Genomic DNA, 21,797 nt, shown 5'->3' with positions numbered 1-21,797 from the left:
TGGGCTGATCGACTTGGCGAGATCATCGTTCGTGTCGGCATCACTTCGATGAGCGCGTGGATGCCATCCCTTTCTGATCTGCCTATTCGGCAGTGAACAAATCCAGCCGCTCGACCCGGTCGTCCGAAATTTTCTGAGCTGCCTATTCGGCAGTGAACGAACGCGGGTGGCGCGTCCGGTTGCTGAATCATTTCTGAGCTGCCTATTCGGCAGTGAACCAGGCGCAATGGTGCGGCCCAGCCCGCTTAACTTTCTGAGCTGCCTATTCGGCAGTGAACCGCATAGCGCGGCGACTGTTCTGCGCCGATGCTTTCTGAGCTGCCTATTCGGCAGTGAACACCGCCGCGACCCATTGCGCCTGGTACGATGCTTTCTGAGCTGCCTATTCGGCAGTGAACAGGGAGGCGATCATGAGTGATTGGCTCACGACTTTCTGAGCTGCCTATTCGGCAGTGAACCGACGCGAGCGAAATAATCGGCTCTGCTGGTCTTTCTGAGCTGCCTATTCGGCAGTGAACTCATAAGCCGCGATCAGTTCCTCGCTCAACTCTTTCTGAGCTGCCTATTCGGCAGTGAACATCCTTGGCGGCTTCCAGCATCTCGTCCGTCATTTCTGAGCTGCCTATTCGGCAGTGAACACGATGTGCTGGTCGCCTCGGCGTCGGCCATCTTTCTGAGCTGCCTATTCGGCAGTGAACGAATCGGGACTGAGCGGGGACGTCCAGCTCAATTTCTGAGCTGCCTATTCGGCAGTGAACCAGGGCGCCCTGTTCGTCGAGCCACGCCAGATTTTCTGAGCTGCCTATTCGGCAGTGAACCGAAAAGGCGTTTATCCAGCGTGCGCGAACATTTTCTGAGCTGCCTATTCGGCAGTGAACGTTCGTCAGCGCAGACGCGGCTCTCCGCGAACTTTCTGAGCTGCCTATTCGGCAGTGAACGACATCAGCACCCGCACCATCGTGCGATAGCATTTCTGAGCTGCCTATTCGGCAGTGAACGCGGAGTGGGCGCGGGCGGCTGGGGTGCAGGTTTTCTGAGCTGCCTATTCGGCAGTGAACCTGATGCTCTGCAATCCCCGCCCCGGCCAGCCTTTCTGAGCTGCCTATTCGGCAGTGAACCCCGATGCCGAGACGTTGGCGGCCATCCAAAATTTCTGAGCTGCCTATTCGGCAGTGAACAGGCGCTGCGCTGGGCCGTGCGCAAGGCGGCTTTTCTGAGCTGCCTATTCGGCAGTGAACTTGCGCGACCCGAAAAACATCGAGTGCTTCCTTTTCTGAGCTGCCTATTCGGCAGTGAACAACTGCCCATCCATTGCAGCTTCAAGCGCTAGTTTCTGAGCTGCCTATTCGGCAGTGAACCTGGATGACGGATTGCGGGCGCGCGGGCTGAATTTCTGAGCTGCCTATTCGGCAGTGAACGGGAAAAGCGATCCGTTTATCGCCCTGGCGATTTTCTGAGCTGCCTATTCGGCAGTGAACGAACGGGGCCGGCGTACCATCAGCATCGGCATTTTCTGAGCTGCCTATTCGGCAGTGAACGTGCTCGATTCCTATGCGCCCGATCCGCGCACTTTCTGAGCTGCCTATTCGGCAGTGAACGCAGGGCGACATCGAATGGATTGACCGGATCATTTCTGAGCTGCCTATTCGGCAGTGAACGACGGCGCGGCGCGCTGGCGTCAATCGCGTCTTTTCTGAGCTGCCTATTCGGCAGTGAACGTGATTGATGATCTGCGCATGCCGGCAGAAGCTTTCTGAGCTGCCTATTCGGCAGTGAACCGAAATGGACCCGGCTGATTGTGCCGATGCAGTTTCTGAGCTGCCTATTCGGCAGTGAACACCTGCCGCGCCCGCTCGTACCACAGCGGATCTTTCTGAGCTGCCTATTCGGCAGTGAACTCGACGAGCAGGGCGCCCTGGTGCTGTCCGCTTTTCTGAGCTGCCTATTCGGCAGTGAACGCCCTTGCTCGCGCTGACCCGATGCCCTTGGTCTTTCTGAGCTGCCTATTCGGCAGTGAACGTGATCAAGCTGCGCATCGTCGGGCTCGATCATTTCTGAGCTGCCTATTCGGCAGTGAACGACCAGGAGCCCGCCCGAAATCCGTCCGCCAGTTTCTGAGCTGCCTATTCGGCAGTGAACTCCTGAAACCAGATTGATCCATCCAACGCCCAGTTTCTGAGCTGCCTATTCGGCAGTGAACCGCTCTGTATTGCCCGATCCCCGCGCCCAACATTTCTGAGCTGCCTATTCGGCAGTGAACGCAGAAACGAGCCGGGTGTTCGCCGACCATAATTTCTGAGCTGCCTATTCGGCAGTGAACTCGACGAAGTGCATCATGTGGTCCGGGTCAATTTTCTGAGCTGCCTATTCGGCAGTGAACCGCCCGTTGCCGGGCGCACCCATCCAGCCCTCTTTCTGAGCTGCCTATTCGGCAGTGAACGCCCCGCTGATCGCCGCGCTCAAACCGCATCATTTCTGAGCTGCCTATTCGGCAGTGAACGCGCGAGAGCCCTTTTTGCCGACGCCGAACCATTTCTGAGCTGCCTATTCGGCAGTGAACACGGCGGGCGATGCGGCTGGTGTCGAGCGCGATTTCTGAGCTGCCTATTCGGCAGTGAACTCCCAGGGTCCGGCGGCGGGATCGATCATGACTTTCTAAGCTGCCTATTCGGCAGTGAACCCCGTCGTCTGCGCCAGGCCGGGCTCATCGATTTTCTGAGCTGCCTATTCGGCAGTGAACTCGACGAAGTGCATCATGTGGTCCGGGTCAATTTTCTGAGCTGCCTATTCGGCAGTGAACTCTTTGCTGCTGCGCAGATAACAGGCGGCGTTTTTCTGAGCTGCCTATTCGGCAGTGAACCCATGGCGGCAATGGCACTCACCTCTCGCGCTTTTCTGAGCTGCCTATTCGGCAGTGAACGTGATGTCGAATGCACGCAGATGCCGTACTGATTTCTGAGCTGCCTATTCGGCAGTGAACTTGTCGCACAGCGCCTCGCCCATGCGGGTGATTTTCTGAGCTGCCTATTCGGCAGTGAACTGCGGCGCGCATCCGCCCGCCGTCGTGTTGCATTTCTGAGCTGCCTATTCGGCAGTGAACGAGAGCGTGAAGGCGCTCGAAAACAGTATCACTTTCTGAGCTGCCTATTCGGCAGTGAACTTGTCCGCAAGATGATCCGGGAAGGTCTTGGATTTCTGAGCTGCCTATTCGGCAGTGAACTCCCCGCGCCCGCTCTCGCGCTGCCGCTGCAATTTCTGAGCTGCCTATTCGGCAGTGAACCGCAACGCGCGGATCGCACTCCAGATAGCGAATTTCTGAGCTGCCTATTCGGCAGTGAACGTTATCCCCGTCGCGGCCTGGGTCAGTATTGTTTTCTGAGCTGCCTATTCGGCAGTGAACGTCTGCCGGATCGCCCGGCGCAGCCGTGAGCTTTTCTGAGCTGCCTATTCGGCAGTGAACGGAGTAGGTCGCATCCGCCCCGGCCTTGGTGACTTTCTGAGCTGCCTATTCGGCAGTGAACATCGCCTGCGCGCCGCCGATCCGGTAGGGGTTTTTCTGAGCTGCCTATTCGGCAGTGAACGGATGGCTGGCGCGCAACTGCGCCAGCAGTTCTTTCTGAGCTGCCTATTCGGCAGTGAACGTTAATCGGCACGTCGTGACGGGTCCGTGCGCTTTCTGAGCTGCCTATTCGGCAGTGAACTTGATGAGCATGGTCAGTCCCCTTAGATACGCTTTCTGAGCTGCCTATTCGGCAGTGAACGTGGAGACGGTGGCAACTGAATTGCTGGGCGCTTTCTGAGCTGCCTATTCGGCAGTGAACACGTTTTCGCAGACGCGGTGCGCGGAGGATGCTTTCTGAGCTGCCTATTCGGCAGTGAACTCGTCACGGTTGACGGGCAGGATGTAGCAGTTTTTCTGAGCTGCCTATTCGGCAGTGAACGGCTGAATCCAGTCCGCATCCTGCTGCCTGATTTTCTGAGCTGCCTATTCGGCAGTGAACGTGGCGATGTTGAGTCGGGCGCAGCGCGGAGCTTTCTGAGCTGCCTATTCGGCAGTGAACTGCAAAGAGGCGCTGCCGAGGAGGTTCTACCATTTCTGAGCTGCCTATTCGGCAGTGAACTTGCTGCGGCGAGGCTTTCGCCGGCGCGGTTATTTCTGAGCTGCCTATTCGGCAGTGAACGACGACGTCGGATCGCCATTCGTGCTGCTGGTTTTCTGAGCTGCCTATTCGGCAGTGAACTGTGTTTCTTGTACTTGGCCCGAATCTTTAATTTTCTGAGCTGCCTATTCGGCAGTGAACTCCCATCACCAGCGAATGCATTGACGTGGAGATTTCTGAGCTGCCTATTCGGCAGTGAACCTCTCAATCCCGGATTCGATGCCGCGCACCCATTTCTGAGCTGCCTATTTGGCAGTGAACCTATGGAACCAAAGCAGCAACAATTTTTCCATTTTCTGAGCTGCCTATTCGGCAGTGAACGCGCCGGGTCGGGCGCGGCGCCCAATGTTTCATTTCTGAGCTGCCTATTCGGCAGTGAACTCGGATTGTTTGGCGACCTGGCGCAGCGCCATTTCTGAGCTGCCTATTCGGCAGTGAACGATAACCGACCTGGGTATTGCTGCGCCCATCATTTCTGAGCTGCCTATTCGGCAGTGAACCACCTCCAGCGCATCCGGCCAAGCCGCATCGATTTCTGAGCTGCCTATTCGGCAGTGAACAGGACGCGTTCGAGAACGAGCGGTCGCCCTTTTTTCTGAGCTGCCTATTCGGCAGTGAACGCAGAAAATTTCTGGCGTCGCTCGTCCTGATATTTCTGAGCTGCCTATTCGGCAGTGAACCCGTTCATTGCTGAAACAGGCCTGGACGTGTTTTTCTGAGCTGCCTATTCGGCAGTGAACGAGCCCGCGCGCGTCCAGCTCGCGCTGGCTGATTTCTGAGCTGCCTATTCGGCAGTGAACCCAGGTCCGGTGAATGCGCGCGTGATGCCGACTTTCTGAGCTGCCTATTCGGCAGTGAACAGCCGCGCTCAATCAGGGTCATGTTCCCGAACTTTCTGAGCTGCCTATTCGGCAGTGAACGACGCGCTTAAGGCGCAGCTCGCCGCGCTCCATTTCTGAGCTGCCTATTCGGCAGTGAACACGGCTATCGGTGAGTGTCTATTCGGGACTGATTTCTGAGCTGCCTATTCGGCAGTGAACTCGCTGCTCGGGACGATGCTGTTCGGCGGCAATTTCTGAGCTGCCTATTCGGCAGTGAACGCGCAGATCGAGCAGGCCAACGAACAGCACGATTTCTGAGCTGCCTATTCGGCAGTGAACTACCCGCGCTGACGGGCGGTGACGTTGCCCCATTTCTGAGCTGCCTATTCGGCAGTGAACGCCCGACAGCGCGCCGATGGCGACTTTCATCATTTCTGAGCTGCCTATTCGGCAGTGAACGGCTGACCGGGTATGTCGCCCGCTTCCGGGAATTTCTGAGCTGCCTATTCGGCAGTGAACTCCGCCAGATCAGGCCAGCGCTCGCCGAAGGGTTTCTGAGCTGCCTATTCGGCAGTGAACTAGATGCACATCATTTCAAGCCCTTATTTTTTAAAGAACATTCCTGAAAACAGCCGATTTCACCCATTTTTCGGGCCGCTTCTAACCGACTGATTTTCAAAATTCGTTCGTGACCATGAAAAAAAGGGGCAAAACCACTCTCTGATCTGCCCATTCGGCAGTGAACGTCAAAACCAGGGCACAGTTGCTGTCAGACTCAACCCGTAATTGTTAAATTCGCCCGCGATGCTCTGACTGACCGCCTGCTGCTCGATGAAGAGTCGAAAGGTTTGCCCCGTGCTTCGGCTCTTCAGCGTGACAAATGGCAGATCCAAACGCACTTCCAGAGCGTCCGGAATGCACTGTCGCGCGGCTTCCTCGCCAATCCCCCGCCGACGCATGAGACGACGACGCAGCCGCTCCGGACTGCTTTTCGCCTGCACGCGCCGAACCCTGCAATCGCTGACCTGATCCGGGATTGGCTCCGGTCCCTGAAACAGGATGTGATCCCGCATCCCGGTTAGCCACGGCAGGTCCATCAGCCCGCGCAAATCCGCGAGCGATCCATGAATTCGCAGACGCTCACCAAGGCTGCGGCTCTTTGGTTCCTTGCGCATGCCGGGAAAGCTAACACCGATGCGCGTACTGCTCAGATCGACAAGCCCGCGATGCAGTTTGGCAAAGAGCGCGTTCATGAGGACCGTGGGCGCAAACTCCGGGTCGGGCAGGAGTGTTATCTCCAGATAGTGATCCATGACTCAATCCTTCTCGGAATCGCCGAAGACGCCACCCCGAATCAGATTCGCCATGACGAAGTGCTGTTGCTCAAGCGCCGGTGCCTCGTTCTTCAACACCCAGCGGTCGAGCAACGTATAGAAATCGGCCTTCTGTTTGGGCTGGCGATACGCCTTGCCTTGCGAGGTCACGGAGCCGTAGGGTTCGACGGCGATGGGGCCGAGGTTTTCACCCTCATTTGGATACCAGGTGTCGATGGTGCGCAGGGCGTTGCCGATTTTCTGCGAGTGAATGCCGGCCACGCCCTGCACGTCATAGAGGGTTTTGCTTTTCTTGCTGCTGGCCTTGTCGAGGATCAATTCCTGGGATGGATACACTTCCTGCCCCGCGCCCACGCGGGCATAAGCGGTCACCTGAAGCAATACATGGCTTTTGCCGGCCAAACCCTGGGCGATCAGATCGGCCATCGCCTGAAAATCGTTTTGGGCCTCCGGCGTTGCGTTGAAATCGCGCAGCGACCATTTGAGGCTGTCGAAGGTCCAGGTCGTGACCGCCTGACCCTGCGAGAGGTGCTGGATGCGGGTTTCGATCTGTTCGGCGCCAAGTCGGTTGCGCCACAGAAAACGGGCATTCGCCAGATTATGGGCATAACGGCGGGCCAGCTCGTCAAAGCCGTTGGTGTCCGCATAGCCCTTGACCGTGCTCAACAGCTTCGTCTGATAGTCGGCGTTGTTGCAGGCTGACGGCGTGCCCGTACCGCCCAACACGCGCAGGGTAAAGCTCACCTTCAGCGTGTCGGCATCGGCGGGCAGGGTCGCGACATCCACCGTCTGTAAATTGGGATTTTCGATGGCGGCATCGAGTTTGGCCGGATCCTGGTCCTTGGTCTTCAGGCGGTTCGAGATCGTGCCGCGCACCGATTTCTCGCGAAGGGTGATCGGCGACCAGGCGGAGCTGTCGCGTTGGTTCCAATCGCCAGCGAAGAGCAACCCGTCGGACGGATCGAGCTTGCGCTCAAAGGCGAGGACGGAAGCGGTTTTGAGGGTGGTGTCTTTAGCGGCCATGAATCTCTCCGTGAGTGCTCAGTGTTGGATGTCGTTCGTCAGATCGGATGGCACGGGCGTTGGCGGGCGGTAGGCGTTGCGGCAACGGTATAGCGCGTGCTCAGTGGGATGCTCGGGATCGTGGTCAGTGAACCAGACCAGATCGTCCAGGTTCTTGAGACGGTGCGGGCTGATCCACTGGCCCATAGACCAGACCGTTTCGACAAAGCGAAACGGGGTGCTGGTATCTCTCGCCCCCTTGACTGCGCCCGGTGCCTGGAGATCAGACAGGGCGGCGAAACCGACCGGGATCGGCACGATCCAGCCGGGGCGCGGATCGGTGATCCATTCCACAGCGGACGGCTGATCGCTGCCTTCCTTCGCGGGTCGCGCAACGGCGCGGGCGTTCCAGCGCGACAGATCCAGCCAGACATCCAAGGCGCTGGCCGTCGGATCATCGGCGCGCAGCTCGGCCAGCCGTGCCTGTAGCAGATCATCGCGCGACACCAGGGCAAAGCCCGGCAGGCAGCGCCGCGCCACACGGCGGAACCACGTTCGATAAGCCTTGCGCTGTTCGTCGGAGGATCCTTCGTCGGGCACCAGTTCCAGCATGGGACGGATCGGACGCCGCGCGGGACCGGGCAGCGCGGGCATCACACTGCCCCCGGCCAGCCGCATGCCAGCCAGCTCGTGCGCCACGCGCTCGGCCAAGGTGAGACGTTCCGCCTCGCCCCGGTGCTCATCCGCGAGCCGTACATCGAAAACCAGGGTTACATCCAGATGCGCGCGGCCTTCTTCGACGATGGCGGCACTACTGCCATCAGCCAGCACCGGGTTGCGTGTCAAACGAAACGCCCGTGTATAGCCTGCCGTCGTCACCTGCGCCTCGAAGCCATGACACACCACGCCAACGCCATACAAGGCGATACCGGCATCGCGTCCCAGGCGACGTTCCAGCGCCGTCATCAGGCCGGTGAAGGCGGTGATCGCCGGGAAGCCCCAGGTCAGAGGGCTGGAGATGGCGTTGGCGTTCTGCACACGGATATGCGGCAGGACCAGCACGGCCTGATGTTCAGGCACCTTTGCTTCACTGCTCATGCCGAGTCTCCCCTGCGTATTCTTCGATCTGCTCGCGGGCCAGCTTGCGCCAGTACAGATATTCCGGGTCGCCCATCGGCAGCGGATCGCGTAATTGGGCATTCAGCCAGTTGGCGAAGTCACTGGCCAGGCGCTCAATGACGTCGTCCGGGTGCGGATTCGCTGCATCCGGATCCAACCAGGCACAGTGCGCGGGTGGAAGTTCGCATTGCGGATCCTTGCTCCAGCCGGGTTCGAGCGTCTGGATCTCGGCGGCGAACTGGATCAGCTCGTCGAGCAACCCGTCCACCAGTTCGTCCCGACGTTGGCGGGTCTCCTTGTTGCGAGCCGGATCGCTTTCCAGAAAACGGCGCAGGTCTTTCGCCAGAGCACGCACCTCGCGCCGCCAGCAATAGACGTTGAACAGCGAGTCCACGCCGAACAGCGGTCGCACCGTCAGTGACCGCCACACCGGCGGCAGCGATGCGAGCAGGTAATTGTCTCCACGGCGCTCGCTGTTCAGTTGACTGATATTCTGGGGCTTGGTCCCGCCCAGTTTCTGCACCGCGAGGTTTTGGTATTCGTGCACTGTTCGTTCGTGCCACTCGCCCGCTTTACGGGCCTTGCGCGCCGCCTTGGCGTCCTCACTGAAACGATCATCCTGAAGCGTCTGGTAGACCCGATGCACCAGCGAGGTGGGATACAGCGGCGCCAGGAGGTGATAGCCCGCATCGTCGTGCGGGTCGGCCCCGATGGGCCAGTAGATCTGCTTGGCTTGGGTGTGGGATGCAAGCCGCGCACAGCGGGCGGCATCGATTTCAGTCAACCTGTCAGCAATCGCCGCAGCTTCCTCAACATTGTCGCCGAGTGCTGCCAGCGCATCGCCGTCGCCTCTTTTCAACAGATCCAAGACGCATTCGCCGTCGAATTTGGCCTGTAACAACAGGAAGACCTCGTAGATCTTCTTGTTGAATGCGCCATTGCCCGTTGCATCGATATCGATGCCAGAGCGCAAGACATGAGAGCCTGCCAGCGGCAAATCAGGCAGAGCCGATGGGTCAACATTGAGGTTGGTCGCCTCTTTGACTTTAGGGTCTGGGTGAATTCCCTTGACGATGTGGGTCGCCATTTGAATCTGGCTGACGCAGTCGGCTCCGCTTTGCAGGAGCGGTTGCAATTGATAAAACTCCTGCTGCTTCTTGCGCTCGCTGACGGCCTTGGAATCAGTGCCACGGATCTTGAACAGCGCCTCATTCAATCGCCTCGCGAGATGGTCATGAAGCGCGGCGCGGATGGCGGAAGATCGTTGCGGATCAGGCGATGACATGCTGTTCTCCATGACAGTTGATTGAACAATTGACCGATGCGCGAGAAGCCCCCGGTTGAGCCGTGGGGTTTATGACGCTGAGTGCAGGCGTCAGCGACTGAAATCCTTACGCATCAGTTGGATGTCGCTCGAAACGGATTGCACACGAGCAAACGCCCCTCAATCCGCTGGTCATGCTGAAGATCCTCGGAATACAGCACGGGACATCCCGCATCCAGCGCGCTACTGACGACCAGCGAATCCCACAGCGAAAAGCCATAGCGGTTCCTGATGACGTGGGCCTGGCGAATGATCGGCACCGAGACCAGGACTACCTCGCAGTGCTGGATCATGGCTTCCAGGTTGCTCTGGATCGCCAGATCCGAGGCCCGATTCTTCAGCATCGCCGCGTAGTATTCGTTCAACACCTGGGTGCTTACCACGAAACGATGGTCGGACTCGACCAACGCCCGCGCCAAATCACCCTTGGGATCCTGGGACGTCTCCAGATGCGCGTAGACCCAGATGTTGGTATCGATGAATGGCTCACCGCTCATGCAGTGCATCCCGGTCAAGGATCACCCGCTCATCGACCCTGAAGGTCCGATAGCGCGGACCTCCCGTTTCCTTGCGCGGCGCGATAGGCTCGTCGAGCGGCAGGATGATGACCTCCACGCGGCGATGGTGAAGCTCAGGGGGAAGGTCGATTCGCAACTGCTCGGAGGCATCGTCGAAGATCTGGCGGATGGCATTCATCGAAAATTCCCTGGTTGAAACCTCCCCCTTGAGGGAGATAATGGCGCACGGGAAAGGCGTAACCTTTTCCGTGCGGTTTCGCCCGGCCTGGTCGGGCGCGGATTGAAACATTGCGTTCACCTCTTTTGTGCAAACCCCAAGGCCGGATGATAACGCCAGCCGTTGTCATTCGGTCGCACGGTCACAGTGCCGAACCGCTCCGCGCAGGTGGCAAGCGGCATGTCCAGTTCAGATGCCAAGGCCGACAGTGCTGCCATGTAGTCGGTTATCCCCCATGGCTCGATACGATCACCCTGGACCAGTGTGTCGGGCAGGTGCTCACATCGCATTTCATTCGGTTCGTAGAGTGTCCTTAGCCGGATTTTTTCGTCTACCACTCTATGTAACAAGGCGTTTTCCTCGTCCTCATCCGGCAGCAGGATCAGCGTCACGTCGCGCGGAAAGGGTTCCTTGCGGAACGGCTGTTTCTGTTGCAGCACGGCGGTCAGCAAGGCGTCGCGTGGAGCCTGATGCCACCAGGTGCTAGCGTTCAGCGTGGGCTTGGCAGCCGCTGTCGCCGCCGCAGCACGGGCGCGGCTACCCAAGGGTTTCGAGGCGGATGCCTGCTGCTGGGGCAGCATCGTGTCGAGCATGCGCGCATGCTCCAGATCGACCAATCGCTCTCGCGGGCAAAGCGCGGATGGTTCAGACGAGACGATGCGTGGTCGGGCGTCGATGACCTCGATCTCCTCAGCGGCCATTAACGCTCGCAAATCGTGCGACGACAGATGAAAGGCGCCGTCGTCCGTTTCAAAGCCGGGTTTACAGAACGCAGCCTGGCCGGGCTGGCGGAAATGGCGGAGGTTGTGGCTGAAGACCAGGATGTTGGGCGAAGTGACCGGCCCCGCCCGGTGACGGCGCACTCGCCCAGCCAGTTGAATCAGCGAGCGCATTGAGGACGGCTCCACCACCGCCCAGTCGTAATCGTGATCGCGACCGACCTCGGTAACAGGCGATCCGAGCACGATGAACAGATGGTCGGTCTCGGGCGAAGCGTCCAGTCGCTGGCGGATGTCTGGAAGCAAAAACACCGCATCGGGTTCGTGGCGTTGAAGTGCCTGGTCCAGTTGCGCCTCAATCGCCGAGCGGATCAGCAATGGATGGCGTGCGTGGTAGACGCACAGATGAATGCGCATGCCATCAGGCGGGGTCTGCTGAAACAGCGCCAGGGCGACTTCGTATAAGGGCTCGATATTCGCGATGCGCACCAGACCGAAGCTGACGCGCTTCCGGGTTTGTGGATCCACGCTGTGATGGTCGCGATGCAGACTGATTGCGGCTGATAACACCTGAGGCGCGAAGGCTTGAGCCAGCAGCGGTATGGAGCGGATACCCTGCAATCCCTGCACGGGCCGCACCGCCGCACGGCGGCGGGGCTCGGTCGCCAAGTGGGCGAGATCGCCGTGACGACGCCGTGCGAATTGCTCGTGAGTCTGCGCAAAATTGGCGGCGTCCGGACAATCCTGGACCTGTTGATGGAACTCATCCACCCAGGCGCAGCAGATCGCGGGTGGCGTCTCGGCGCCAGAAGGACGCGCGGCACGGTTGCGTTGAAAGTGTTGGCGGCCGTTGCGGTACGCCTCGAACAGACCCTGCACCAGGGCGGGCGGCAAGGTGGCCGATGAGATCAGCACGCGCGCCCCGAGCAACCCAGCCCAATGTACAAGGCGAGTCAGCGCAGGCAGATCGGCCAGATCGAAATCGTCAGGCTCGTCCAAAACGAGATCGCCGCTCATCAGGCGCAGCATCGGCGCGATCTGCCGACCGCCGCGCTGGCTCTCGGTGGCCGGGGTCAGATGGTCGATGGTGCAAACCAGCAGCGGCGCGAGCAGCAGCTTGCGCACGTTCGGATCAGCCACTGCGCGGCGTAACAGAGGATGCTGATCGATCTGGCCTTCGTAGAGTACATGGGTATCTTCGTCCAACAACGCCTGCCGCGAGGCAGAGCCGGTCGCCTCGGCTTGGGCTTCATAGTGCTCGAAAAGCGCCCGGCTGGCCGAGCCCCCGACGCGGATGGCGAGGTCGTCATCATTCAGACCCAGCCTGTCACGAAAAGCCCTGCCGGTTTGCAGCGTCAAGGTGCGCAATCCCATGGCGAAGGCGCAGCGCATGCCCTGAGCGGGATCGGCCAGCGCGTACATGATGCGGGCGTTGCCGAGCGTCTTGCCGCAGCCGGTCGAGGCCATATTGACGATGAATGCGCCATGCTCGCGTGAGCGTTCGCGCATCCCGACAGCCAGATCGGATGACCTGTCCTGCCAGCGAAAGCGCTCGTGCCGAACGCGCTGAATCAGGCGTTTGCGCCGACCGAGACGCGGCAGATGCTGTTCAAAGCGGGGCAGGAAGCGAGCGATCTCAGCGCCGTGTTGGGCGACGCCAATCAGGTGCTCGTCCAATGATTGATTGGGTTCGCCACCCTTGCGACAAGTATTCGCCAGCAGTGGACTGCCAGGCGTGACCTTGACCCGTTCAGCGTGCGCGCCCTCAAGGCTGGAATAGTGATGATCCGCGAGCATCAGGCTCAACCGAGCCAAGTGCATCACAAAGGGGTTGTCCAGTACGGAGGTTGCGCCCGCGCCCGAAGACGCGAAAGGCAGCAGGCGGCGCGCCATCCGGCTGGCGCGTTGACGCCAGGCATCGGTGGCGACAGGCAGACCGTGCGAAAAGCGCCAGTACGGACGCAACGCCTCACGATCCGATGCGTCAAAGGCGCGTTCATTCCAGGCTGGCTGGATCTGCGTCAGGAGACCGGATAGCGACGACATCTGAAAGACCGCCTCGCGCGGAAGCTCGGGGAGGCGGTGGTGTGTCACGACGAGCCAGACCAGCGCCTGCGCGAGCGGCGCCCGGCTCAGGGTCTTGAACGGCGAATCAAACGAGCCGTCCAGCCCATCCTTGCGCAGTTGCCTCAGCCAGCGGGCGTTGTCGGCCTCGGTCGGCGCCGCCAGACGGGCCAGCCAGGCGGCGTCATCGTCATCGCCCACAAACGCCTCGAACAGACGTGCCGACACCCACTCATGCCGAATCCGGTTACGCCCGGCCAACCGGCCATCCAGTCGCATCTGAAAGGCATCGATTGCTTTGCCGAGGTCGTGCAGCAATCCAGCCAAATCAACCAACACACGGATCAGCTCGCCGGTATGCCAGTCGTTCTCGTCTTCACTGCGCAAAACATCGCGCTCAGTGCTATTGGTCGGCGTGGCCCCCTGCGCATTGAAACGCCGCGCATCGCCGACGATCCACATCAGCTCGCTGTGATCCTTGCCGCGAATCCAGTGGCAGGCGACCGCCGTATTCTTGCGGGCGGTCTTGCGTAGCAGGCGATACAGGGTATCCAGACCCTGCTGAGTGATGGGCGTCTGCCAGACCCGGTCGCCGCGTCGCTCGGCGAACTGATCGAGGATACGGCGGGTTTCGGTGAGTGCGTTCTTGGTGCATTGCGAGACCAGCAGGATATTCATGCCGTCTCGCTCCCCAGATCATGCGCAATGGCTTTGAGCGAATCGATCATGAAATCGAGCGCTTCGGCGCGCGTCAGCGATTCGATGCAGGATTGACGGAAGGTCTGTTCATCATCTCCCTGCATGGCGGACAGGAATGCCTGGGGCAGAATCAGCGCGTCCTTGACCAGATCCGCCGTATCGAACACCAGACCGCCGCGGCGGGTCTTGCCGTGGAGAACCGCCAATCCGTGCGGGAGGCCGAGCACCCAGGTCGCTGTCGCCGCCAGACCATAGGCGAGATAGTTTCCGTGGTCGAGAAAGCGATTGGCGGGATCCGTCCCCGATCCCCGCTTGGCGCGCACGAAGTCGCCGTAACTCACCGCCTGGGCGGCCAGCTTGAAGAGTTGCTTGGTCAAGCGCGCCTCTGCGGTCAGCAGGGCATTGACATCAGCCGCCGCGTCCACCCCTTCAAGCGACTGCTGGAGCAGGGCGTCCAAATGGCTGTGATCGATCGTGAAGCCACGCTCGGTCAGGATGCGCGCTTTCAGCCACTGCTCACGGACGAAGCCAAGTCGCAGACGCTGAATCCTTTTTGCGGCGTCGAGGCGTCTGGCATCCTCGAACCAGAACCGCACCCAGGCTTGCAGATATTCGGTGGGACGGTATTCACTTTGAGGTGAAAACCAAAGAATATCGGTATCACGCTCGGTCGCCGCGAACAAGGGCGTGCCCCCGCCACCGCTGAAGCCGACCAGAACACCAGCCTTCGCCAGCTCACGCATGGCGGCCTGGGTGATTGAGGTTCCGGTTCCAAGCAGCAGACAGGTCGTGTTGGCGATGGGGATGTTCCAATAGAGCGAACGCTTCCCTTCATCGGTCACATATTCAACCCGTCCGCCATTGACCAGAACACGGCAGTGTTCCAGGTAATAGAGGTTGGCCCGCTTGGAGTGAAGAATGGTCTTGAGGTCTGAGGGAGAAAAATCGTCCATGTCCGTTCCCGGCAAAGGTTGATAACAGTCTGTTATCGGAATATAAATTACACATAAAGCAACAGCCAGCGAAACGTGAACACCATCGCCGTCATTGATTTCGAGACCACCGGGCTCTCCCCCGCACGCGGCGACCGCGCGACCGAGATTGCCGCCGTCCTGCTCCGTGATGGTCAGATCGTGGATCGCTATCAAAGCCTGATGAACGCCGGACTCTCGATTCCGCCCTTCATCACCCAACTGACCGGCATCAGCACGTCGATGGTGCGTCAGGCGCCACCCGCCGAACGGGTCATGGCCGAGGTCGCCGATTTTGTCGGCACCATCCCGCTGGTGGCCCACAATGCCGCCTTCGACAGCCGTTTCTGGGATGCGGAGTTGCGCCGGATCGGTCGCCAGCGCCACCAGTCCTTCGTCTGTTCGATGCTGGTTGCCAAGCGCCTGATGCCACAGGCGGCGAGTTACAAGCTGGGGAATCTGGTCGCGATGGCGGGATTGCCGACCGCTGCGCGGGCTCACCGCGCCCTGGCCGATGCTGAAATGGCCGCACATCTGACGCTGCATCTGGAGCGCGAACTGATGCGCCGCTTCGGGCTGGACTCGGTGACGCATGAGCTGCTGGGGCGGATTCAGCGGGCGTCCGCAGGCGGACTTCAGGGGTGTGTGGAGCGGCACCTGAGAGAGCGAAAAATGGGCATGATCAAGGTATAGAATGCCGGCATGAAACCAGCCAAAGAACCCGTCACTCAGGCCGTGCGCGTGCTGCGCGCCGCTGGCGTGGCCTTCGCGGGCCATCCCTATACCTATGTCGCGGGCGGCGGCACGGCCCAGTTCGCGCGTGAGATCGGGGTCGATGAGCATCTGGTGATCAAAACCCTCGTGATGGAGGACGAGCAGCGGCAACCCATGCTGGTGCTCATGCACGGTGATCGTCAGGTCTCGACCCAGGCGCTCGCCCGTGCCATCGGTGCCAAGCGGATCGCGCCCTGCGATCCCAAGGTCGCCGACCGGCATTCGGGCTATCAGGTCGGGGGCACCTCGCCCTTCGGCACGCGCCGCACCATGCCGGTCTATTGTGAACAGGGCATTGCTGAGTTACCGCGTCTCTACATCAACGGCGGCAAGCGTGGCTACATCATTTCAATGGCGACGGCGGATCTGCTGCGCGTGCTCCAGCCAGCGCTGGTGAGCATGGCCGTCTGAACTTCAGGAGCACCACATGAAAACAGTCGGATGGATGATCGGTCTCGCGGCCCTGCTGCTGACCGCCTGGGTCGGTGCCGGACCCTATCTCGCGGTGGCCGACATCAGACAGGGGATCGAGAACAAGGATTCGGAACGGCTCGCCGAGCGGGTCGATTTCCCGACCCTGCGTCAAAATCTCAAGGATCAGATCAAGGTCAGGATCGTCAAGAGCGCCGCCGAGGAACTGGACGAGAATCCCTTCGGGGCACTGGCGGCGGGTCTGGCGTCCACCCTGGTCGATGGCCTGGTGGATTCCTTCATCACGCCCGCCGGTCTGGCGAGCCTGATGGAAGGTGAACGCCCGTCCATCGGCTCCCCGCCGCGCGCGAAGTCCCGCCCGCAACCGGAACAGGAGCCGCAACGGGATCTCTTCCAGGATGCCCGCTACCGCTACGATTCACTGAGTCGGTTTTCGGTGTGGGTGCCGGGCGATGACGGCCAGGAGACGCGCTTCGTGCTGCAACGCGATGGACTGTCCTGGAAACTGGTCAACGTGATCCTGCCGCTCGATGAGACGAAGCCCGCTGCACCATGAAACCAGCCGCCATGACCGCACGCCACATTCTGCTCATGCTGGCTCTGTGCTGCCTCGCGCCCCTGGCTGCCATGGCTGATCCCGCCGCCGATGTCGAACAGATCCTGCGCGACATCCGTCAGGATGAGCCGGTGCCGCAGCGGGACGATTTGCGCCGGGTTGCGTCGATCAACGCCGATTGCGCCTATTTCGAGGGCGAGTACCGGGGCATCCGCATCACGGTCGAAACGCATCCGAACAGTTCCCGCGTGGCCTCGCTCCTGCTCCAGATCCCCGGCCCGGATCAAACCCGCCAGATCCTGCCCGCCGTCGCGCGGGTGCTCGGGTCGCCCCAGGCCAGCGATCCCAAACACGCCGTCTATGGCTGGGAATGGGCCGCGTATCGGACGGCTTCGCTCCATTACGCACCGGGAGCGGATGGGCAGGCGGGATTCACCATCGTGTCGCTGTTCTATCGCTGAGGCGACCGCCCGGTCAGACGGTCAGCGCCGCCGGCTCTGCGCACCGGCAGACCGTCTCGCACAACAGCCGATCCAGTTCCGTGGTGGCAAGCGGTGGCGTCGCGGTCAGCGTCACCGCCTCCAGCCGGTCCAGCTCGCGCGCGATGAAGTCATTGAGAACGGGACTGGGCACGCCCTGCTCGGCCTCGCCAGCCGTGCGCTTGTGGATCAGCAGGGCATCGATGGCGGCACGCAGCGCCGGATCCTCCACCAGCGTTTCGACCAGGGTCTCGAAGCGCATCGGCGCCGGACCGCGTCCCTGTTCGATCCAGCGCGTCGCCAGCAGCGGGCGCAGCACATAGAGATATTTCTTGAGCCGCACCCGCTCGCCGGACAGGTAGGCGCGGGCATTGCCGCGTGCCATGTGGAGGTAATGATAAAACGACCGTTCGGGCCGGTGCAGCCGTCGGGCCACGTCCCGCAGCGACGCCAGAAACACCGGATCGGCACGGTAGATGATCGGCGAGTCCAGCCATTCGATCAGGGTGGCGTTGCCCTTGTGCAGCAACCCCAGCGCCTTGCGCAGCTCCCAGCCGTTGATGTCCAGGTCATCCGCAATCGGTTGCTCGATCACATCGCGCGCGGGATGGACGCGCAGATACCACGCCAGCGGATGGACGTAGAGAAAGCGCACGTCGTAGTCGCTGTCCGGCGAGGCAAAGCCCCAGGCACGGCTGCCCGATTCACAGGCGTAGAGGATCCGTACCCCTTGGGCGGCCTCGATGCCTGCCAGACGGGCAAGGATCTCGGTGTGGATGACTGGTTCAATCGCCGTTGCACTGAGAACGTCGGACTCAGAATCGGAGCGCACGCTGCTCGTCATTGACCGCCTCGATCTGTTCGTCTGGAACTCAAGAACCTGAATCTGCCCGAGTGCTCGCGTGTGCTCTGTGGTCTGCTGGCCGAAACGCTGGCCGTCCCAGCCGAGCGGCTCTACATCGGGTTTTCCGCTCCACTTCCGCATCTGTTCGACTGGAACAACACGACCTTTTGATCGGCCCCGGCACCGGCACCGTTCGTCAGCCACCCGCTATGGCACCCTGACCCCGCGCTCGTGCTCGCCCGCGCGGCGCAGCTCGCGCTTGAGGATCTTGCCGGCGGCGTTCTTCGGCAGGGCGTCAATGCGCTCGATGCGACGGGGCAGCTCGTGGCGGCCGAGTCGGGAGCGGCACCACGCCTTGAGTGCGCGCAGGTCGAGGTCGTCATGACCCGGCGCAGCGGTGACATAGGCGACGGGGATCTCACCGTGCAAGGGGTGCGGCTCGCCCACGACAGCCACCTCAGCCACGTCGGGATGGCGGATCAGCACCTCCTCAATGATCCGGGGATAGACGTTCATGCCGTTGGTGATGATCAGATCCTTGATCCGATCAACCAGATAGAACCAGCCGTCCGGATCGCGCCAACCGAGATCGCCGGTACGGAACCAGTCACCATAGAAGCTGGCCTGGGTCTCGTCGGGGAGGTTCCAGTAACCGCGCATGACACTCGGGCCACGCACGCAGACCTCGCCATGCTCGCCGTCGGGCAGCCAATGCCCATTGGAATCGGCGATGCGCATCTCCACCCCCGGCAGCGCCGGCCCCACTGAGCGCGGCTTGCGCGGCCCGGCGGGTCGATTCACACAGGTCACTGGCCCGCATTCGGTGGGGCCGTCACCCTCCAGGACCGGCACGGCGAAACGTGTCTCGAACGCCTGCATGACCGCCTCGGGCATGGCCGCGCCGCCGGAGACGCACAGACGCACCGAGCCCCAACGGGCGACCTGGGTGTCGTCGAGTCGCAGGAGCACGGCGTACAGGCTCGGGACACCGAGGAAGATGGTCGCGCGATGCGTGCCGATGGCCTCGGCGATCAGATCTGAGTCGAAGCGCGCCACCGGAACCAGCGCCGCGCCGACGAGCAGGGGCGTCAGGATGCCCACGGTGGCGGCAAAGGCGTGGAACATCGGCAGCACGACCAGCAAGCGGTCGCCGTCAGCACCGGGGCGAACCGCCAGCACCTCCGCCACCGCCGTGGCATTGGCGGCCAGGTTGGCATGCGTGAGCACGGCGCCCTTGGGTCGGCCCGTGGTGCCGGACGTGTAGAGGATCACGGCCGGATCCTGGTCGGGATCGATGCGCGGCGCGGGCGGGGCCGCCGCCATAGTGAGATCGTCGAGCCGGCAATCGACCATCTCGGGGGCGACCGGGCCGATCCCGACCCGCACCGTCACGCCCGGCGTCTCAGCCAGCGCCGCCGCCGTCTGTTCGGCAAAGGCGGCATGAAAGCAGATCGCCCTGGCACCGGCATCGTTCAGCACGAACGCGATGGCCGTTGGCGGCAGCAGCAGATTGATCGGCACCACACAGGCACCGGCCTTGAGGATACCCAGATAGCAGCAGACGAACTCCGCGCCGTTCGGGCAGTAGAGCCCAACCCGCTCGCCGGGCGCGATACCGCGCGCGATCAGTCCGGCGGCCATGCCGTCGCTGGCGTCGTCGAGGTCCGCATAGGTCCAGGTGCGTTCCTGAGTGAGAATGGCCGGCGTCCCGGCGAAGCATTTGGCCGTGTGACGGAAGAGCTGGGGAAGCGTGCGGGATGATGTCATGGTCGCGAGTCGATTTCTGTGCCAATAACGGGGGTCAGCGGATTTGTGCGATCTTCTCAGGCAGGCTCTCGGGCGCGGACGCCTGCCCGGCATCCGGCTCCCGCTCCACCGGCCTGCCTTTGAGGATCTGCTCGACCTCGCGGGCGTGGCGCGCCAGATAGATCGTCAGGTTCTCCAGATCCGTTTCAGGCAGATTGGGCAACACCTGATCGGCGCGCAGCCACTGCGCCAGACGCTCGGCGTTCTCCAGAATGCGGTCATAGGCATCGGCAGCCTTCTTATCGGCAGTGCGCAAACGCTCGACTCCCCGGCGGTCTTTGACGATGTATTCGATCTCGATCATGGTGGGCATGTCTACCTGCAGGTCTGAAGCGCGAGTATAACCCGCAGCCCCGTCATGCCCTGTCGCGCTCCCCAACGCTTCAGTCACCTGCCAGCGGCAGTTGCCCGGCAATCCGAGGAAATCCACATGCGTTTACAGATTCGCGCCATGCAGCCCGACGAGATCGATCTGGCGCTCGATTGGGCCGCCGCTGAGGGCTGGAATCCGGGACTGTCCGATGCGGTTCCTTTCCGCGCCGCCGATCCCGAGGGCTTTCTGATCGGTCTGATCGACGACACCCCGGTGGCGGTCATCTCGGCGGTGCGCTACGGCGCGGACTTTGGCTTCATCGGCCTCTATATCGTGCACCCGGAATGGCGCGGACAGGGCCACGGCTGGGCGCTCTGGCAGGCGGCGATGGCGCGTCTCACCGGTCGCACTGTCGGTCTCGATGGGGTGGTGGCGCAGCAGGACAACTATCGTCGCTCGGGCTTCGCGCTGGCCTACCGGCAGGTGCGCTATCAGGGCCACGGTCACGCCGGGAACCCGTCTGCCGACCCCGCGCTGGTGGATCTGTGTCAGCAGCCGTTTGCCGACCTCACCGCCTGCGACCGCGCCGGCTTTCCGACCGCCCGCGATGCCTTTCTGCGCGCCTGGATCGTACAACCTCAGACCCGCGCACTCGGGTTGCGCGAACAGGGGCGACTCGTCGGCTATGGCGTGCGGCGTGCCTGTCGGCAGGGCTTCAAGATCGGCCCGCTCCTGGCCGAGACGCCCGCCGGGGCCGAGCGGCTTCTCGCCGCGCTCGGTGCCGACGTTTTAGCGACGGACCCCCTGTTTCTCGACCTGCCGGCCTGCAACCCGGCGGCGGTTGCACTCGTCGCACGCCTCGGCTGGCAGCCGATGTTCGAGACCGCACGCATGTATGCGGGTCCGGCGCCGGCTCTGGAGCTGACCCGGATCTATGGCGTGACCAGTTTCGAGTTGGGGTGAATGACCGCCTCGGCGCGCCGTGCCATCACCCAGAGGAAGCGTTCGCCGCCGATCTCGCGCCGGTCGGCCTGCTCGATGACCAGTCCCGCCGCTGCAAGCTGCGCCGTGAGTTCCGCTTCGGTGGTGTGGCTGTAGAAGAGACGCTGGCCCATGAACAGCTTGTCGCCCTCGAACTGCTCCTGTCCGGTGTAGTCGGCGGTGGCATAGGTGAAGAGCAGCCGTCCCGATGGCTTGAGCCAGTGACGCAAACGGGCGAAGAGTGCGGGATGTTCGCGCCAGGGCAGATGGAAGAGGCTGTAAACGAGGCTGATGGCATCGAAGTGACCGGGCGGGAATTCGACCGCCCGCATGTCGGCCTGGATCCGCTGCATCGCGGGACAGGTCTGCGCCGCCAGCTCCAGCATGGCGCCGCTGAAGTCCACGCCGGTCACGGTCCAGCCGCGCTCAATGAAGGTCCGCGCGACCGGCTCACCCGCACCGCAGCCGAGATCGAGCAGCGCGCCCCGCCCCGGTAACAGGGCAAGAAATTCGTTCAGCAGCGCGTCAAGGTCAAATTGCCCGCGCTGACGATCATAGGTCACCGCGAACGCCTCGTAGGCGCGGCACACGTCTTCACGACTGTCCTGCATCAGAAAGCCTCCATTCGTCTCAAACCATCATCTGCCAGGGCGCGATCAGTCCG

Annotated in this window: 17 protein-coding genes and 1 CRISPR repeat array; of the genes, 5 read left to right on the top strand and 12 right to left on the bottom strand. The window is 61.7% G+C overall.

Features of this window, described 5'->3' with window-relative positions; genetic code table 11:
* Positions 1-70 precede the first annotated feature (70 nt).
* Positions 71-5,560: a CRISPR direct-repeat array (repeat unit 28 nt; unit sequence TTTCTGAGCTGCCTATTCGGCAGTGAAC).
* Between the two features lie 167 nt (positions 5,561-5,727).
* The 8 genes from cas6f to cas1f all read right to left on the bottom strand — a co-directional run bounded on the left by cas6f (position 5,728) and on the right by cas1f (position 14,930).
* Complete coding sequence (gene cas6f / locus EDC35_RS12390; protein ID WP_132977566.1) at positions 5,728-6,294, bottom strand: type I-F CRISPR-associated endoribonuclease Cas6/Csy4; 567 nt, start codon at positions 6,292-6,294, stop codon at positions 5,728-5,730.
* Positions 6,295-6,297: 3 nt separating this feature from the next.
* Positions 6,298-7,338, bottom strand: a complete 1,041-nt coding sequence (csy3, locus tag EDC35_RS12385) for a type I-F CRISPR-associated protein Csy3 (RefSeq protein WP_132977565.1) — start codon at positions 7,336-7,338, stop codon at positions 6,298-6,300.
* Positions 7,339-7,356: 18 nt separating this feature from the next.
* Positions 7,357-8,415, bottom strand: a complete 1,059-nt coding sequence (gene csy2 / locus EDC35_RS12380; protein WP_207896203.1) for a type I-F CRISPR-associated protein Csy2 — start codon at positions 8,413-8,415, stop codon at positions 7,357-7,359.
* Positions 8,405-9,721: a type I-F CRISPR-associated protein Csy1 gene (csy1, locus tag EDC35_RS12375; protein ID WP_165903424.1), complete on the bottom strand. Its 1,317-nt coding sequence runs from the start codon at positions 9,719-9,721 to the stop codon at positions 8,405-8,407. The genes csy2 and csy1 overlap by 11 nt, the downstream gene beginning before the upstream one ends.
* Before the next feature lie 113 nt (positions 9,722-9,834).
* Positions 9,835-10,257, bottom strand: a complete 423-nt coding sequence (locus tag EDC35_RS12370; protein ID WP_165903423.1) for a PIN domain-containing protein — start codon at positions 10,255-10,257, stop codon at positions 9,835-9,837.
* Positions 10,247-10,456: a hypothetical protein gene (locus tag EDC35_RS12365; RefSeq protein ID WP_132977562.1), complete on the bottom strand. Its 210-nt coding sequence runs from the start codon at positions 10,454-10,456 to the stop codon at positions 10,247-10,249. Before EDC35_RS12365 ends, EDC35_RS12370 begins: the two co-directional genes overlap by 11 nt.
* Positions 10,457-10,572: 116 nt before the next feature.
* Positions 10,573-13,956 carry a type I-F CRISPR-associated helicase Cas3f gene (gene cas3f, locus EDC35_RS12360; RefSeq protein ID WP_132977561.1) on the bottom strand — a complete coding sequence of 1,128 codons (3,384 nt, stop codon included), beginning with the start codon at positions 13,954-13,956 and terminating at the stop codon, positions 10,573-10,575.
* On the bottom strand, positions 13,953-14,930 hold the full coding sequence (gene cas1f / locus EDC35_RS12355) for a type I-F CRISPR-associated endonuclease Cas1f (protein WP_132977560.1): 978 nt from the start codon (positions 14,928-14,930) through the stop codon (positions 13,953-13,955). Before cas1f ends, cas3f begins: the two co-directional genes overlap by 4 nt.
* A gap of 75 nt (positions 14,931-15,005) precedes the next feature.
* On the opposite strand from cas1f, the gene EDC35_RS12350 reads away from it, so the two are divergent.
* From EDC35_RS12350 to EDC35_RS12335, 4 genes are read left to right on the top strand one after another with little or no spacing between them, the layout of a single operon-like run.
* Positions 15,006-15,641, top strand: coding sequence for a 3'-5' exonuclease (locus EDC35_RS12350; RefSeq protein ID WP_132977559.1), 636 nt, complete (start codon positions 15,006-15,008; stop codon positions 15,639-15,641).
* A gap of 9 nt (positions 15,642-15,650) precedes the next feature.
* Entirely contained in the window at positions 15,651-16,133 is a 483-nt protein-coding gene (locus EDC35_RS12345; protein WP_132977558.1) for an aminoacyl-tRNA deacylase, read from the top strand.
* A 16-nt stretch (positions 16,134-16,149) separates the two neighbouring features.
* The gene (locus EDC35_RS12340) at positions 16,150-16,710 is read left to right on the top strand and encodes a DUF2939 domain-containing protein (protein WP_132977557.1); all 561 of its coding nucleotides are present in this window, start codon (positions 16,150-16,152) and stop codon (positions 16,708-16,710) included.
* 11 nt (positions 16,711-16,721) lie between these two features.
* Entirely contained in the window at positions 16,722-17,171 is a 450-nt protein-coding gene (locus EDC35_RS12335; RefSeq protein ID WP_132977556.1) for a hypothetical protein, read from the top strand.
* Positions 17,172-17,184: 13 nt separating this feature from the next.
* Here the strand turns inward: EDC35_RS12335 and EDC35_RS12330 are convergent, their stop codons facing one another.
* The 3 genes from EDC35_RS12330 to EDC35_RS12320 all read right to left on the bottom strand — a co-directional run bounded on the left by EDC35_RS12330 (position 17,185) and on the right by EDC35_RS12320 (position 20,143).
* Complete coding sequence (locus EDC35_RS12330; RefSeq protein WP_132977555.1) at positions 17,185-18,033, bottom strand: nucleotidyltransferase domain-containing protein; 849 nt, start codon at positions 18,031-18,033, stop codon at positions 17,185-17,187.
* 207 nt (positions 18,034-18,240) lie between these two features.
* Positions 18,241-19,800 carry a long-chain-fatty-acid--CoA ligase gene (locus EDC35_RS12325; protein WP_132977554.1) on the bottom strand — a complete coding sequence of 520 codons (1,560 nt, stop codon included), beginning with the start codon at positions 19,798-19,800 and terminating at the stop codon, positions 18,241-18,243.
* Between the two features lie 34 nt (positions 19,801-19,834).
* The gene (locus EDC35_RS12320) at positions 19,835-20,143 is read right to left on the bottom strand and encodes a YebG family protein (protein WP_132977720.1); all 309 of its coding nucleotides are present in this window, start codon (positions 20,141-20,143) and stop codon (positions 19,835-19,837) included.
* Positions 20,144-20,269: 126 nt separating this feature from the next.
* On the opposite strand from EDC35_RS12320, the gene EDC35_RS12315 reads away from it, so the two are divergent.
* Positions 20,270-21,115 carry a GNAT family N-acetyltransferase gene (locus EDC35_RS12315; protein WP_243651635.1) on the top strand — a complete coding sequence of 282 codons (846 nt, stop codon included), beginning with the start codon at positions 20,270-20,272 and terminating at the stop codon, positions 21,113-21,115.
* Here EDC35_RS12315 and EDC35_RS12310 read toward each other — a convergent pair.
* Complete coding sequence (locus tag EDC35_RS12310; RefSeq protein ID WP_132977553.1) at positions 21,085-21,744, bottom strand: class I SAM-dependent methyltransferase; 660 nt, start codon at positions 21,742-21,744, stop codon at positions 21,085-21,087. The two genes, EDC35_RS12315 and EDC35_RS12310, sit on opposite strands and share 31 nt — an antisense overlap.
* Positions 21,745-21,797 lie beyond the last annotated feature (53 nt).

Origin of the sequence: Thiobaca trueperi, from assembly GCF_004342175.1 — a bacterium.
GTDB lineage: Bacteria > Pseudomonadota > Gammaproteobacteria > Chromatiales > Chromatiaceae > Thiobaca > Thiobaca trueperi.
This window is presented reverse-complemented; position numbering and strand designations above follow the sequence as displayed.

Coding starts and splice junctions, on each gene's coding strand:
- cas6f (WP_132977566.1), bottom strand. CDS start 6,294: ATGGATCACTATCTGGAGATAACACTCCTGCCCGACCCGGAGTTTGCG.
- csy3 (WP_132977565.1), bottom strand. CDS start 7,338: ATGGCCGCTAAAGACACCACCCTCAAAACCGCTTCCGTCCTCGCCTTT.
- csy2 (WP_207896203.1), bottom strand. CDS start 8,415: ATGAGCAGTGAAGCAAAGGTGCCTGAACATCAGGCCGTGCTGGTCCTG.
- csy1 (WP_165903424.1), bottom strand. CDS start 9,721: ATGTCATCGCCTGATCCGCAACGATCTTCCGCCATCCGCGCCGCGCTT.
- EDC35_RS12370 (WP_165903423.1), bottom strand. CDS start 10,257: ATGAGCGGTGAGCCATTCATCGATACCAACATCTGGGTCTACGCGCAT.
- EDC35_RS12365 (WP_132977562.1), bottom strand. CDS start 10,456: ATGAATGCCATCCGCCAGATCTTCGACGATGCCTCCGAGCAGTTGCGA.
- cas3f (WP_132977561.1), bottom strand. CDS start 13,956: ATGAATATCCTGCTGGTCTCGCAATGCACCAAGAACGCACTCACCGAA.
- cas1f (WP_132977560.1), bottom strand. CDS start 14,930: ATGGACGATTTTTCTCCCTCAGACCTCAAGACCATTCTTCACTCCAAG.
- EDC35_RS12345 (WP_132977558.1), top strand. CDS start 15,651: ATGAAACCAGCCAAAGAACCCGTCACTCAGGCCGTGCGCGTGCTGCGC.
- EDC35_RS12340 (WP_132977557.1), top strand. CDS start 16,150: ATGAAAACAGTCGGATGGATGATCGGTCTCGCGGCCCTGCTGCTGACC.
- EDC35_RS12335 (WP_132977556.1), top strand. CDS start 16,722: ATGACCGCACGCCACATTCTGCTCATGCTGGCTCTGTGCTGCCTCGCG.
- EDC35_RS12330 (WP_132977555.1), bottom strand. CDS start 18,033: ATGACGAGCAGCGTGCGCTCCGATTCTGAGTCCGACGTTCTCAGTGCA.
- EDC35_RS12325 (WP_132977554.1), bottom strand. CDS start 19,800: ATGACATCATCCCGCACGCTTCCCCAGCTCTTCCGTCACACGGCCAAA.
- EDC35_RS12320 (WP_132977720.1), bottom strand. CDS start 20,143: ATGATCGAGATCGAATACATCGTCAAAGACCGCCGGGGAGTCGAGCGT.
- EDC35_RS12315 (WP_243651635.1), top strand. CDS start 20,270: ATGCGTTTACAGATTCGCGCCATGCAGCCCGACGAGATCGATCTGGCG.
- EDC35_RS12310 (WP_132977553.1), bottom strand. CDS start 21,744: ATGCAGGACAGTCGTGAAGACGTGTGCCGCGCCTACGAGGCGTTCGCG.